The organism is Bradyrhizobium macuxiense (genome assembly GCF_007993935.1).
Taxonomy (GTDB): domain Bacteria; phylum Pseudomonadota; class Alphaproteobacteria; order Rhizobiales; family Xanthobacteraceae; genus Bradyrhizobium; species Bradyrhizobium macuxiense_A.
Genome location: NZ_VITY01000006.1, coordinates 439,426 through 453,626 on the forward strand (window position 1 = coordinate 439,426; position 14,201 = coordinate 453,626).

The 14,201-nt window shown below is 63.1% G+C and carries 14 protein-coding genes and 1 tRNA gene; 5 read left to right on the plus strand and 10 right to left on the minus strand.

All coding sequences use genetic code 11. The features are described 5' to 3' along the window. Positions 1-122: 122 nt before the first annotated feature. Positions 123-266 (minus strand): LysR family transcriptional regulator, encoded by a 144-nt coding sequence (locus FBZ93_RS41825; protein WP_146987473.1) that lies wholly within the window; start codon positions 264-266, stop codon positions 123-125. 236 nt (positions 267-502) lie between these two features. Here FBZ93_RS41825 and FBZ93_RS18965 point away from each other — a divergent pair, with 236 nt between their 5' ends. Then, entirely contained in the window at positions 503-1,135 is a 633-nt protein-coding gene (locus tag FBZ93_RS18965) for a hypothetical protein (protein WP_146987402.1), read from the plus strand. Positions 1,136-1,222: 87 nt separating this feature from the next. After that, positions 1,223-2,005 (plus strand): alpha/beta fold hydrolase, encoded by a 783-nt coding sequence (locus FBZ93_RS18970; protein WP_167529099.1) that lies wholly within the window; start codon positions 1,223-1,225, stop codon positions 2,003-2,005. 364 nt (positions 2,006-2,369) lie between these two features. On the opposite strand, the gene FBZ93_RS40675 is transcribed toward FBZ93_RS18970, so the two are convergent. Genes FBZ93_RS40675 through FBZ93_RS18990 form a run of 5 tightly spaced genes read right to left on the minus strand, consistent with a single transcriptional unit; the run spans position 2,370 to position 7,461 of the window. Then, positions 2,370-2,516, minus strand: coding sequence for a hypothetical protein (locus FBZ93_RS40675; protein ID WP_167529100.1), 147 nt, complete (start codon positions 2,514-2,516; stop codon positions 2,370-2,372). Between the two features lie 40 nt (positions 2,517-2,556). Then, on the minus strand, positions 2,557-3,627 hold the full coding sequence (gene moaA, locus FBZ93_RS18975) for a GTP 3',8-cyclase MoaA (protein WP_433995423.1): 1,071 nt from the start codon (positions 3,625-3,627) through the stop codon (positions 2,557-2,559). Further along, positions 3,624-4,976 carry an FAD-dependent oxidoreductase gene (locus tag FBZ93_RS18980; protein WP_146987406.1) on the minus strand — a complete coding sequence of 451 codons (1,353 nt, stop codon included), beginning with the start codon at positions 4,974-4,976 and terminating at the stop codon, positions 3,624-3,626. Before FBZ93_RS18980 ends, moaA begins: the two co-directional genes overlap by 4 nt. Next, a complete protein-coding gene (locus FBZ93_RS18985) occupies positions 4,973-5,278 on the minus strand; it encodes a ferredoxin family protein (RefSeq protein WP_146987407.1) in 306 nt (101 codons plus the stop codon). Before FBZ93_RS18985 ends, FBZ93_RS18980 begins: the two co-directional genes overlap by 4 nt. A gap of 56 nt (positions 5,279-5,334) precedes the next feature. Further along, positions 5,335-7,461, minus strand: coding sequence for a molybdopterin-containing oxidoreductase family protein (locus FBZ93_RS18990; RefSeq protein ID WP_146987408.1), 2,127 nt, complete (start codon positions 7,459-7,461; stop codon positions 5,335-5,337). A gap of 221 nt (positions 7,462-7,682) precedes the next feature. Here FBZ93_RS18990 and FBZ93_RS18995 point away from each other — a divergent pair, with 221 nt between their 5' ends. Continuing rightward, on the plus strand, positions 7,683-8,591 hold the full coding sequence (locus FBZ93_RS18995) for an AraC family transcriptional regulator (protein ID WP_146987410.1): 909 nt from the start codon (positions 7,683-7,685) through the stop codon (positions 8,589-8,591). Between the two features lie 143 nt (positions 8,592-8,734). Here the strand turns inward: FBZ93_RS18995 and FBZ93_RS19000 are convergent. The 4 genes from FBZ93_RS19000 to mnmA form a co-directional block, all read right to left on the minus strand. Continuing rightward, positions 8,735-8,811 (minus strand) — tRNA-Met (locus FBZ93_RS19000). Positions 8,812-8,927: 116 nt separating this feature from the next. Next, on the minus strand, positions 8,928-9,308 hold the full coding sequence (locus tag FBZ93_RS19005; RefSeq protein WP_167529101.1) for a hypothetical protein: 381 nt from the start codon (positions 9,306-9,308) through the stop codon (positions 8,928-8,930). Between the two features lie 54 nt (positions 9,309-9,362). Next, positions 9,363-10,001, minus strand: a complete 639-nt coding sequence (locus FBZ93_RS19010; protein WP_146987412.1) for a class I SAM-dependent methyltransferase — start codon at positions 9,999-10,001, stop codon at positions 9,363-9,365. 75 nt (positions 10,002-10,076) lie between these two features. Then, the gene (gene mnmA, locus FBZ93_RS19015) at positions 10,077-11,273 is read right to left on the minus strand and encodes a tRNA 2-thiouridine(34) synthase MnmA (protein ID WP_146987413.1); all 1,197 of its coding nucleotides are present in this window, start codon (positions 11,271-11,273) and stop codon (positions 10,077-10,079) included. 358 nt (positions 11,274-11,631) lie between these two features. Between mnmA and FBZ93_RS19020 the strand changes: the two genes are divergently transcribed. Both FBZ93_RS19020 and FBZ93_RS19025 read left to right on the plus strand, forming a co-directional pair. Continuing rightward, complete coding sequence (locus FBZ93_RS19020; RefSeq protein ID WP_246667549.1) at positions 11,632-13,224, plus strand: flagellar hook-length control protein FliK; 1,593 nt, start codon at positions 11,632-11,634, stop codon at positions 13,222-13,224. Positions 13,225-13,234: 10 nt separating this feature from the next. Beyond that, complete coding sequence (locus FBZ93_RS19025; protein ID WP_146987414.1) at positions 13,235-13,957, plus strand: flagellar hook assembly protein FlgD; 723 nt, start codon at positions 13,235-13,237, stop codon at positions 13,955-13,957. Positions 13,958-14,201 lie beyond the last annotated feature (244 nt).

The following is a 14,201-nucleotide window of genomic DNA, read 5'->3' on the forward strand; positions in this document are numbered from 1 at the left end:
GTCGGGCGGGGACCATAGGCAGACCGTGTAACAGTCTCATGTCAGGAAGATCGGATAAATGCGAACGATCACAGCGGCCAGCAGGTAAGCGCCGCACGATGCACTCCAACGCCAACCCAGCGTCATAGGCTGCAATCCCGCCGGCGCATCCTGGGCAGGAAATCGCAGCCGACCATCGTCAGCTTCACATGACGCGTCGATCGCTCGAGCAGCGGCGCGTCGAGACTCTCCTCCAGCTTCTGGATGTGTCGGCTGGGAAAGGTCAGGTGCCTTCGTCCCGCACCACCCGCAGAGGCTGCGAAGCAGCAATAGCGTTCTCAGCAGCGAACTTGCATTATTTCCAGATCGGCCTTACTTGTTCACCCAAGGTGCCGAAGGGGTGCCTTCCCGCGCAAGAGGCCCTCACCCTTCGACACTGGTTCGCTTTCCCCGTTGCGATACATGCTTTGAAAAGCATCGGGGTTACGACGACTCACTCGACCCTTTGTTCGGCAGAGCGGGAATGCCGAAATCCCAACGGAGGGTTGTTGTGCCTTTATCTCCATCAGAAGAAATCGAGCTTGCGTCGACACATGTCGCCGCTAGCGAGCTCCTGCGCGAAGTCAAGATTCGTGCCCGAATTCGTCTGCATGATCTGTCCAACCAGGTGCCAGATGCGATCTTCTATGCACGCTGGATCTCAAGGAAACGACGCTGGGCTTTGCCCGCATCCTGGAAGCTTGCGCAGGCCCTCAACATCGTTTCCACGGAACTTGGATTTCAAGATTGGGAGCACCTTCGCCGCGTTTTGGAGGGGCGGGCCCAACTGTCCGATGATTTGGGCGGCCTTTGGTACGATCTTCGTTGCCAATTCCTGCTCAACAGTTGGTTCGCGACCTATGCTGACGCCAGCTCGTTCTGTCGCCAAGGTGGTGAGCGGTTTCTGTTCCCGTTCGCAAAGCAGATCGTCGTCGGCGATGCTAATTTCGTTCGAATGCTAGGGCTGGATCCCGCGTCACCGCTCTGGAAGGAGACGCGGAACGATCTCTTCGCAAGCTATGGTTCCCCCGCCTGGCGGGCCCTTTGCTCGGCTCGCCTGGTGGCGACCCGTGGTCGCTTGCCGATTGGCCGCACGCCAACCGCGCGCAATCTTTGACTCGAGCGATACGTCTGCAGGGCGATGCGCCTTGAGACGCCTACGCACTCCCCCGGTTTCGACCACATCTCAAAGAAACAAGAAAACATGTTCGCAGATTTCGCTACGTCAATCGACGGAACTCGCATTGCCTATGAAATCACTGGCTCAGGTCCAGCTGTCGTGCTTCTGCACGGTGGGGCTCAGTCACGCCAAACGTGGCGAGCTGCTGGCTATCTGGACAAGTTGAGCTCGAACTTCACCGTCCTGACCATGGACTTTCGCGGTCACGGTGACAGCGATAAGCCCGCAAGCGTGGAGGCATACGGCATTGAGCGCCACTGCCAAGACATCTTGTCCGTTGCCGATCACGCGGGCATCGAACGATTCTCGCTTTGGGGGTATTCTTTTGGAGCAAATACTGGCCGCTATCTTGCTGCCGAATCCGAGCGTGTAGCTCGGTTCGTGATGGTCGGTGTGCCGTTCGGTCCTGGCGCCTCCGGCGACTTCCGCCGCATGGTGATGGGTGTTCGGAATCGCTGGATACCGATCCTGCGCGCGCAAAGCGAGGGGACACTCGATTTGGAGTCGCTTACGGATCCTGAGCGCGCTTATCTTCAGAGCTCCCGTGCGCAGCATGAAGTTCCTTGGCTTACCGCCATGCTCGACTGGCGCGAAATCGTCCCAGCGCAACTGCTCTGTCCGACGCTTTGGATCTTGGGCGGGAAAAATTCGGTTGCGCTGGAAAATGCCCGGAGCATCGGATCCGCTTTGGCGAATTCCAAGGTGTCGCTATGCACGATCGATGGACTGACGCATGAAATGGAAATGAGCGACATCGACAATGTCTTGCCGCGCGTCCAGGAATTCATCAGGAACACCCCCGAGTAAGGGGCCAGAGATTTGCGCTAACGTGTGGACTGGCGGCGAATGCGACAAGAAGGGTCGCTTTTGCCGCCAGGTCGCGTTTCCGCCCCCTGGGCTAAATGGCCGCAGCATGTGCCGCGAAACTCGAAATGGAAACAGTTCCAATCATCCGTGAAGTCAAGATAACAGGCCACGTCGAATCAACGATGGCAAACTGGTTCGGACCGATGATCGCTTCTCGACCTTCCGTCTCGTAACGGCACATCAACCGGTCAGTTGGAGATTAGGGAAATAGACCTCTTGAGGTGACTTGCGTATTTGAGCATCGCCCCGAATGACATGGTGGACTTTCGATTGAACCGACGTCACGTTGATCGTTGAAAGCAGATCAGCAGTTGCGCGACTGGGAAAGCGGCGCGAAATCCGCTCGCGAGGCCGCTCCGGCCTCAGCGTCGCGAATGCCCTCGCATAGGACCTCGCGCCAATAGGCGAATTGTTCACGGTCGGGCAGATCTTCGGTGTTCCAGATCTTCACAAGTTCACCTCGTCCGTGCATAGACCATACCAGCCGACGCTTATCCCCCCGTCGCCGACATATGTCGCGAAAGCGCTGGCGGAGCCCCGTTTCGGTTGATCACGAAGTCATGCCCGCGCGGTTTGTCGCGGATCGCACCATCGATCGTACGCATCAGTTCCGTATCGTCGTGCGAGCGGCGCATCACGGCCTTGAGATCGACAGCATCCTCCTGCCCGAGACAAGTATGGAGAATGCCGGCCGCCGTGACCCGCACCCGGTTGCAATCTTCGCAGAAATTATGGGTGAGCGGCGTGATGAAGCCGATCACCCCGCCTGTTTCCGCGACGCGGGCATAGCGCGCCGGGCCTCCGGTTCGAAGCGGAAGATCGCTCAAGGTCCAGCGCTCTTCAATAGACCTCCGCAGTTGATCGAGCGGCAGATATTGGTCGATCCGGTCGACGCCGATGTCGCCGAGCGGCATGGTCTCGATGAATGTCACGGTCATGTTGCGGTCGTGAGCAAAGCGGATCAATCGGTCTGCTTCCGTCGCGGTGCTGCCGCGCAAGGCAACCACATTGATCTTCACCGCGAGGCCCACCGAACGAGCGGCTTCGATCCCCTCGAGCACTTTTGCAAGCACGCCGCCGCGAGTGAGGGATCGATAAAGGTCCGGATCGAGCGTATCGAGCGACACATTGATGCGCTTCACGCCGCAACGCGCGAGACCATCCGCGAATTGCGCCAGACTCGTGCCGTTGGTCGTCAGCGTCAGTTCGCGCAGTCGCCCTGCGTTGAGCTGCGCGCCAAACGCCGCGAACAGCGTCATGATGTCCTTGCGAACCAGGGGCTCGCCGCCGGTGATCCGAATCTTGCTGACGCCGCGGCGGATGAATGCCTCTGCAAGGCGATCGAGTTCCTCAAGCGACAATAGATCCTTGCGGGGCATGAAGGTCATGTGTTCCGACATGCAGTAGACGCAGCGCAGGTCGCAGCGGTCGGTAACCGAGAGGCGCAAATATCTGACGTGCCGACCGAACGTGTCGATCAATCCGCAAGTACCGCCGAAGGAGCCAAGCTGGGAGCGGACTTGGGAGTTGACCTGAGCGCTGGCCTGGCCGTCTGCGTTCAACATGCGACGCCTCCGCCGGCGGCAGCAAACATCTCGTCTATGGCGATGAATTTCTCCCGAGGCTTCCCTTTCGCTCCGCCACGCGCGACCTCTTCCGCGTCGATGCGTGTCCAGGCTGGATAGTCGACGAAGCGCCGGATCGACTTCCCCGCGAACAGGCTGTCGGGCTGCCCCGGCGGCTCATCGAGCTGTGACAGATCAGCCAGCAAATTGCCCACCGTCTCGACGCTGCAGGCGCGGTTCGTGCCGATGGTCCCCTGCGGGCCGCGCTTGCCCCAGCCGCAGACATAGACGCCGGGCAGAACGCTGCCGGCAATTGCGAGCCGGCCGCCAATATTGGCGTGAATGCCCCTGGTCTCGTCATAGGGAATGCCGCCAACCGGCGCCGCACGGCGGCCGATGCTGGAGAACACCAGGCCACAATCAAGGATCAGGGGTCGCTGGGCAACACCTCGACTGAATGACATTTGCCGGACCCGCATGTCGCCCTCAATGCCAAGCGGGGCGAGGTTGAACAGGAACACGCAACGTCGCCGCTTCGTGTTCTGGTGCGTCGCGAATTCCCGGAGCATGGCGAGAACAGCTTCCGCCTCGCTGTCCGGACCAGGAGCCGGAGTAACCACGCCTAGAGCGATTTCGGCAAAGCCATCGAGGTCGACGACCGGATCGCAGTCGGCAAGCTCCGCAAATTCCTGGAGCTCCTTTGCGGCAAAGCGCGTCTGATCGGGCCCGCGCCGCCCGACCAGATAGATCTCACGAACCTGACTGGCCGCGAGCGCCTCCTGCGCATGCGCGGCGATGTCGGTATGACGCAGTTCGTCCGGCGTCTTCGCAAGGATCCTCGCCACGTCCAGCGCCACATTGCCGTGACCGATGATCACCGCTTGCTCGGCATCGAGATCGAAGCGGAGATGACGGAAGTCCGGATGACCGTTGTACCAGGCGACAAAATCGCCGGCTTGATAGCTGCCCGAAAGCCCTTCGCCGGGGATGTCCATGAGCCGGCCGACGGGCGCGCCGGTGGCGAGGATGACGGCATGGTAGCAGGACCGCAGCGCGCCAATTGTCACGACCCCTCCGATCTCGACGCCGCCGAAGAAACGAAAGCCCGGCATCTCCGCGATGCGGTCGAAGACACGGGTCACCTGCTTCAGCTTGGGATGATCCGGCGCGACGCCAAAGCGCACCAGCCCATATGGCACCGGCAAGCGTTCGAACATGTCGACGTCAACGGTTCGCCCGGACCGCAGCAGCGCTTCCGCGGCGTAGAATCCGCTCGGCCCGGCCCCAACGACCGCAACGCGATAGCGACCCGCGGCTCGTTCGTGTGAGGGCGCTCCGAGGGTCATCGCAGGATCATCGCCTTGCGCTCATCCGCGCCCGGCAACGGCGGAAGCCGGCTCGTGACGACAGGCGTCTCCGCCGCCCTACGGCGGTTGATCTCGATCCACTCTAGCTTGTCGGCAGGCAGCTTGTGCGCGGCCTTTATCGCACCGACCGGACAGACCGGAACGCAACCGCCGCAGTCGATGCAATTGGTCGGATCGATGTAGGTCATGCTGTCGTCAATATGGAAACATTCGACGGGACAGACGCTGACGCACTCGGTATAGCGGCAGCCGGCGCAGAGATCCGTTACAACATAGGGCATCGTCGCTTCTTTCGTTGGAGACAACTCACACGGCCAACCGCAGGCCGCGCTTGCCGTCAGGCGGTCGCCACCTGCACCAGAACGTCGGAAAATGTGGGAGCGCGGCCGAGATCCGCGTAGGCCGGCGGCGTCACCGCATGGACGGTCGCACCCTTGCGGTTCGAACGGTGCCAATATCCCGCCGGCGCGACCACCACCCCCCGCATGACATCGGCCGACAGCGTTGCAAATGCCTCAAACGAACCACGGTGATTGAAGACACGGATCGGCGCACCCGCTACAATACCGCGCGAAGCCGCATCTTCGGGATGCAGGACCACCATTTGCTGCTCACCGGCCAAGACCTGCTGCGCAGGCAGATTGCCGTAATTCGAGTTCAGAAGCGCGTGACTCTTCGGCGAGATCAGGCTCAACGGGTAGCGTTCGGCTTCCGCCGGAGCCGTCATCGGACTCTCATTCGGCGCGATATAATGCGGCAAGGGATCGACGGGGTCGCCAGCCTGGTCGGCGCCGTAGCCCTGCCGGAATAGCGGCACGACAAAGTTGCCGCCTTCGGCGATGCTCGACTTGAACTCGCATTTTCCGGAGGGTGTCGGGAAATTGCCGTCGCGATGTGGCGCCCATTCGTCCGGATGCTGGAGCGACAGCCGGGCAAAACCAGTCTTCTTGAGCTGCTCGAGGCTGATGCCTCGCAGCGCGGGACTGGTCCAGTCCATCGACGCTTCGATCATCTCGTCGTCGGATCGCAAGAAGAATGGATCGTCGATATCCATGGCCGCGGCCAGGCGCCGGAACAACTCGGTGTTGGAGACGGCTTCTCCGAGCGGAGCAATGGCCGGATTGTTGTAGGACAGATAGAGGTGCCCCCAGGAGAACATGATGTCCTTCTGCTCCAGCTGGGTGGTCGCAGGCAGCACGATGTCGGCATATTTGGCGGTGTCGGTGAGGAAGTGCTCGCTGACGACCGTGAACAGGTCCTCTCGCGCCAGTCCGCGCTCGAGCCTGTCCTGCTCGGTGACCATGGCCATCGGATTGGCGTTGTAGACGAACAGCGATCTGATCGGCGGTCCCTCGGGCAAGTCGCCCGTCAATGCTGCGCCGAGACGCCAGGTATTGATCACGCGCATCTTGGCGGGCTGCAGGTCGGGACGCATCAAATTCGGCCAGTTGACCGGAAATGCCCAGATCGGAAGCTGGAGCAGACCGCCTCCGACATGCTTCCAGGCACCGATCAAGGCGGGCAGGCACGCGATGGCGCGAACCGTCTGTCCGCCGCCGGCATGGCGCTCCACGGCAACGCCGATCCGGACGACCGCCGGCGGCGTGGTCGCATATTCGCGTGCAAGCCTGATGATGTCTTCGGCCGGAATGCCGGTCTCGCTCGCGGCGAACTCCGGCGTGTAGGTCGACGCTCGCGCTGCGAGCTCATCGAATCCGATGGTGTGCTTATCGATATAATCGCGGTCGATCAGCTGTTCCTTGATGACGACGTGAATCATGGCCAAGGCCAGGGCGCAATCGGTCCCCGGGCGGATCTGGAGATGCCAGTCGGCCAGGGCCGCGGTTCGGGTCCGGACCGGGTCGATCACGACCAGCTTCGCACCGCTTTTTTTCGCCTTCTCGATGAACGGCCAATGATGCGAGTTGGTGCTCAGCGTATTGCAGGCCCAGAGGATGATGTACTTGGAATGAACGAAGCTCTCGGGGTCGACGCCCGGCGTATGCCCGATCGTCATCATGTAGGCGGTGCACGAAGCCGAATCGCAGAAGGTGCGTTCGGAGACCGAGGCGCCGAGCTTGTTGAACAGGGGATCGCCGACATTGAGGCCATTGATGATGCCCTGCGTGCCGAGATAGCTATAGGGCAGGATCGCCTCGGCGCCGCTCTCGGCGATGATTGCCTTCCACCGCGCCGCGATCTCGCCGACGGCTTCATCCCAGGAGATGCGCGCGAAGCTGCCGCTCCCTTTCGGACCCACGCGCCTGAGCGGATAGAGCACGCGCTGGTCGCTGTAGACCCGCTCCTCGTAATTGTTCACCTTCACGCACAGCCTGCCCCTGGTGAAGGGATGGTCGGGATTGCCCCGAACGGCGATCGCTTTGCCGTCCTCTACGGTGGTGAGGATCGAACAGGTATCGGGACAGTCATGTGGGCATGCACCAACGACTATGCTCTGGGCCATATGCGCTCTCCTCCGTATCTTACGGACAACCTTGGTGCATACTGCCAACCATCGGAGCGGCTGGATTTATCCTGAACTGCGGAACGTTGTTCCTGGCCTGCGGACATCAGCAGGCTTGACCGTTCACCCGTCCGTCGCTGATACTTGGCACGGGTGTTGCTTGACATGACCGGCGTCTCAGGCGTGAGCCGCCGCTTTCTTGCAATCGAGAGGAGGGCGTAATGGGCCAAGTCCTCGGACACTCGGTCGACAAGTACGTCACCGGGAAAATGTTGCAGACATCGGGCGAACGCTGCTGGTCGAACCTGCTAGTCGAACGCTGGACCCACGAGGCCGGCGAGCTGCCTCCCCTGACGCCTCGCGATACTGAGGTTGCTGTCCTGTTGAACGGACATAGCTTGGTTGATCGCATCGGCAGCGGGATGCGTCAGGTGACGCATGGTCAGCCGGGAACCGTCTGGCTCTGCCCTTCCGGTATCACGGAAGAATTCATCAACGTCGCCGAGCCGCTTCAGAACGTTCTGCACATCTTCCTCCCCGGTCGATCTTTCGAGGAGACGTTGCTGCGCGACCTCGATATTGATCCCAAGTGGGTGGAGCTGCGTTACGAAGCCATCGCGCAAGACACGTTCATCAATCAGATCGCGGGCCAGATTCTGCAAGAGCTAAATCACGAAAGCTCGTCCGGACGTCTTCTCATGGAGACGCTCGGAGTCGCTCTCTCTGCGTATCTCGTACACAAATACTCAGCCGCCGAGATTCGCCAGCCGCCGGCGCGAAACACGGACAAGCCCCTGGATACGCGTCGGCTGGCGCGCGTGGTGGAATTTATCCGCAGCAACCTCGATGCTGAACTCACCGTCACGCAAATGGCGTCGGTCGCCTGCATGAGTGCGGCCCACTTCGCACGCAGTTTCCGGCTCGCCACCGGATCCCCGCCGCACGAGTTTGTCAGCCTTCAACGCCTTGCCCTCGCAAAAATGCGCCTGCTCAGCGAAGGCAGTCAGATTTCCGAGATCGCCTTGGCCGCCGGCTTCTCGTCGCAAGCGAACTTTACCAGAGCCTTCCGCAAGGCGCTGGGTGTTACGCCAGCGCAATTTCGAGCCCAGAAGGCACGTCCAGCCCCTTAGATTTTCGGCGACGCGAGCGTCCCTGTCTAAATTGTAAGGTTGCAAAGTTCTGAAGGCGATAGGCGCTCAACCCGGCTCGGGCGCTACCATCCGGTGCACGACATCGCAGGAAACCGTAGCCTGGCGTAAAAAATCGTAGCCCATGGTAGCGGGGGAGGGACTCGAACCCCCGACCCCAGGATTATGATTCCCGTGCTCTAACCAGCTGAGCTACCCCGCCACGGACTCGCGATCGGCGGCATAGAAGCCGCTGCTGCGAACGCGCGGGATATAAAGAGTGGCACACGCACCTGTCAAGCAAAGGCGGACGGAGCCGCAAACTATTGCAGCCAGAGGCTATTTCGGCCTGATTGATTGGTCGCCGCCGGGGCTGCCGGGCGGCGGAATCACCGGCGTGTTGCCGCCTTGCGGGGTCGGCGCACGCATTTCGGGGTCGACACCGGCCGGCGGACACAGCACCCCGTCGGATTTGGCGAGCTTGTCGGCCAGCGGCTGGGCGGCCTGCCCGGTGGTGGTTCCCTCCGGCGCCGCAACGCCCGGATGCGAAGGCTGCTGCGGCGCGCAATTCGCGGCGGCGCGCTGTGGCGCCGGCGGCGCGGTCTGTGCCGGCGGCGTGGCGGGCGTCGGCGGCGCCTGCGCCTCGGCAACAATGGGTGCCAGCATCAGCACACAGGACAATGCGAGCGTGCGATGGGCGCGTGTTCGATTGATCCTCATGACAAGAAAACCGGGACGACGCGCCGATGTTCCCGGTCAAAATCACATCAAGCCTCACGATTTGCGGAAGCGGATCAGCGAGAAATGCCCCATCGGCGGCATCGGCCGGCGTTCCGCGAGACTGACGCCGCCATGCTTCGCCGCCCAATTGGTCAGCCGCTCCCATGGAAATTCCGGACGCCAGCCGAGCCGCCGCGCCAGCGGCGCGAAGGCGAGCTCGAAGATGCGGCGCGGGCCGCTCTCGGCGCCGATGTGATTGACCAGGATCAGCTCGCCGCCCGGCTTCAGCACGCGGATGAAATCGTCGAGCGTCGCCTCGGGATCGGGCACCGCGGTGATGACGTATTGCGCGACCACCGCATCGAAGAACGAATCCGGGAATGCGAGGTGCTTGGCGTCCATCACCGCGAGCGTCTCGACATTGCTGAGGCCCAGCGCGCGCACGCGCTTCAGCGCCCGCCGCAGCATCGGCTCGGAAATATCGACGCCGCAGAGTTTTGTGGTGCGCGCATAGTCCGACAGCGACAGTCCGGTGCCGACACCGACATCGAGCACGCGCCCGCCGATCCGGTCGGCTTCCGCGATGGTCGACTGACGGCCCTGATCGAACACCTTGCCGAACACCAGATCGTAGATCGGCGCCCAGCGGCCATACGCCTTTTCGACCCCGTCGCGGTCGATGTCCCCAGCCATTCCCCTGCCCCGAATTCAGCTTTGTTTGTGCATGATCGCTTCGGAAAACCGGTTCCCACTTTTCCGGATCATGCGCTATCCGCGAACTGCTTCCGCGAGCGGCGCGACTGTATCGCGCATCACGCCTCGCGCCGCGCGGCTTGCGCTCGCACTTCTGATGAACCCGCCGCCGAGCACACGCGCCTGCCCGGACGGCGCATCGTAGAACACGCAGGCCTGGCCGGGCGAGACGCCCTCCTCGCCGGCGACGAGCTCGACCTCATAGCCGCCATCGACCGCGCGCAGCCATGCCGGCTGCGGCGCGCGCGTCGACCGCACGCGGACATAGATCTCGATACCCTCGCCGATCACGCGATCCAGCGCACCATCGCCGATCCAGTTGACGTCGCGCAGCGCGATGCGATCCATCCGCAGCGCCTCGCGCGGCCCGACCACGACCCGGCGGGTCGCCGCATCGAGCTTGACCACATAGAGCGGGTGGCCTGAGGCGATGCCGAGACCCTTGCGCTGGCCGACGGTGAAATGAACGATGCCCTGGTGCTGACCGATGACATTGCCGGCGAGATCGACGATATCGCCCGGCGCGATCGCATTCGGCTTCAGCCGTCCGATGATGTCGGTGTAGCGGCCGGTCGGCACGAAGCAGATGTCCTGGCTGTCCTGCTTGTCGGCGACCTCGAGATCGAAGCGCCGCGCCAGCTCGCGGGTCTGCGGCTTGGTCATGTCGCCGAGCGGGAAGCGCAGGAAGTCGAGCTGCTCGCGGGTGGTGGCGAACAGGAAATAGCTCTGGTCGCGATCGGCATCCGCTGCGCAAACCAGCGAGCGCGATCCGTCGGCAAGCCGGCGCGAGGCGACATAGTGTCCGGTGGCCAGCGCCTGTGCGCCGAGCTCGCGCGCAGTCGCGAGCAGATCGCGGAACTTGACCGAACGGTTGCACTCGATGCACGGCACCGGCGTTTCGCCGAGCGCGTAGCTGTCGGCGAAATTGTCGATCACCGATTGCTTGAAGCGGCTTTCGTAATCGAGCACGTAATGCGGGATGCCGATCCGCTCGGCGACATTGCGCGCGTCGTGGATGTCGCGGCCGGCGCAGCAGGCGCCCTTGCGATGGGTCGCAGCGCCATGGTCATAGAGCTGCAGCGTGATCCCGACCACGTCATAGCCCTGCGACTTCAACAGCGCAGCCGTCACCGACGAGTCGACGCCGCCGGACATGGCAACGACGATCCGTGTGTCTTCAGGGCGGCCTTCAAGATCCAGACTGTTGAGCATCTCTAAGCGGTCATTGGTCACTGTCGCGGCGAGCCTATGCGCTCCGCGACGAAATTGGAAAAAGCCTTTGTCCAGAAAGCCTTAGAACGCGTCCAGGGCCGGTCGGTCGGTTCGGGACGCGTCGGAGGCCACCTTTAATATAGGCCGTATTCCGGCGAGGCAATCCAGCGCAAGTGATGCCTTGCCGCGCGCGGACGGCAAATCTTGCCGCCGGGCAAAAACGGGGCCTGCCGGGAACCGGTTCCAGGCCGCCGTCGCCACTCATAACCAACTGAAATAACTCAATATTTATTGCACCCGCCCGTTGGCCCGCTCCTTGCTGACAAAACGCCGGAAGTCTCATTTGCGAGGTTTGGCAGTGGTCAGCGTCACGTCGGAAGCATTGGCAGGCCGGTCTTTTCAGGGCGCGACGCGGTCGTCGCGGCCCGATCCCGCCGCGCAGGCAGGGAACGACGGTTTTGCCGCGCTGGTCGACAGCAACACTGCGTCCGCAAGCGACAACAGCCGTTACGACTCCCAACCGGCGCCCGCGCGGCGGTCCGATGATTCGTCTTCGACGACCGACGCACGTTCCCGCGACAACAGCACTGCGCCGGACCGGACGTCGCGAGACCCCGGCAGTTCGCGCGACGACACCAAGGTCGATAACGACAGCGATAGCGACGCGCCGCGCAAGACCAAGTCGAAATCGAAATCGGACGACTCGAAGTCGAGCACCGATACGCAATCCACCGGCGACAAGGCCACGACGCAAGCGGCGCCGCAGGCGGATCCATCCACCACGGCAACGGCCAACGCCGTGGTTGCCGTTCCCGTTGCCGCTGCAACGGCGACCGACCCGGCCGCGACGGCGACCGCGCCTTCCGGTCAGTCCGCCGCGCCTCTCGCGATCGCGGCTGCGGCCATCGCAGCAAGCTCGGCGATCGCCGGTACCGGTGCCGCCGCCGGCACCGGAGCGCCAGCCGGCGCCGACACCGCAACCGCGGCGACCACCGCCGCGAATGCCGACAAGGTCGCCAAGGCGGCCGGCGTCAAGAGTGAGGGACAGGTCGCCGCCACCGATACGGCAACGGCTGCGGGCGCTGCGACCGCGACCGGCGATGCGACACTCGCCGCCACCGTCGCCGCGGGAACGCCTGCGACCAAGACGACACCGCAAGCCAAGGTGCAGCTGACCCAGAAGGATGCGGTTGCGACGGCACCTGCCAGCCAGGACGGCACAGCCCAGGGCAGCAACAACACCGCACAGGCAGCTCCGACCAACATCGTTCCCGCCGTTGCGCAGCCGGCTGCGGTTGCCGGCAAGGCGAAGGCCGACGCAGACGGCGCAGCGGATGCAATCAAGGCCGATGCGAGCGGCGACGGCAAGGCCGCGCCGACGGCCGGCGGCCAGGCCACTGCGCAGACCCAGGTCACGACGCCCGATCCCAGCGCGCAGGCGGCGAATGCACTCCAGCCACAACTCGCCACCCAGACGACGCCGTCGGCGACCGCGCAATTGACCGTGACCAACGCCGCGCAAAGCGCCGCCGTGCCGCTCAGCGGGCTTGCGATGCAGATCGCCGCCTCCGCCAAGAGCGGCAAGAGCCGCTTCGAAATCCGGCTCGACCCGGCCGAGCTCGGCCGCATCGATGTCCGCATCGATGTCGATCGCAATGGCCAGGTGACCTCGCATCTCACCGTCGAACGCCCGGAAACGCTGTCGATGCTGCGCCAGGACGCCAACCAGCTGCAGCGCGCGCTCGACAATGCCGGCCTGTCGACCGGCAATGGCGGATTGCAGTTCAGCCTGCGCGACCAGTCGCAGTCGGGGCAGAACAACAACGGCCAGCCCAATCCGAACGCCCATCGTTTGATCGTCGCCGAAGAGGACAGCGTTCCCGCCGCCGCGGCAGGGCGCTCCTACGGCCGCGCAAGCAGCGCCCTCGGCGGCGTCGATATCAGAGTGTAAGGAGTTCACCATGGCAGTCGATGCAACCATGCCAACGCCCGTCGTCTCGGCACCGGGCACCAGCAACGGAACGAGCTCCGGCAGCAGCAGCACGGGCAGCGGCCTGACGACCTCGTCGCAGGGCATCGCCGACAATTTCCAGACCTTCCTGACGCTGCTGACGACGCAGTTGCAGAACCAGAACCCGCTCGATCCGCTCGATACCAACCAGTTCACCCAGCAGCTCGTGCAATTCGCCGGTGTCGAACAGCAGCTGAAGTCCAACGATCAGCTCAAGCAGCTGATCGCAATCGAGAAGAGCGCACAGTCGACCCAGGCGCTGGTCTATGTCGGCAACACGGTCGCGGTCGACGGCAGCAAGACCCAGCTCGACAAATCCGCGACGTGGAATCTGGTGTCTCCGCAAGCCACCAGCGCCACCATCACGATCACGAGCTCGACCGGCCAGACCGCCTACTCCGGCAATTTCAATCTGAAGCAGGGCAATGCCAGCTTCGTCTGGGACGGCAAGGGCAACGACGGCACGCAATGGCCCGCCGGCTCCTACACGCTGACCGCGACCGGCAAGGATTCCAAGGGCAATGACCTTGCGATCTCGACCGAGATCCAGGGCATGGTCGACTCCGTCGACCTGACCGCCTCCCCGCCGCTGCTCTCGATCGGCGGCCAGACCTACACCACCGACAAGATCAAGCGCGTGGTGCGCGGCGCGACCGGCGGCAGCAGCAGTTAAGCGACGCTCCCGGCCGGCCCGATCGCACGCCTTCCCCACGCGGATAGCCAAGCACTCGGTGTCATCACTCCGTAGGCGGGTGATCCAGTATTCCGGAGACGGTTGTGCTTGAGACGAGAGGCCGCGGCGTACTGGATCGCCCGGTCATGTGTTTAGACCGGACAGATCACGGACAGGTGTTCGGGGACATAGCTGACACATCACAATTGGCTGGATTGGTCGATTCGGGAGGCCGTCCATGCCG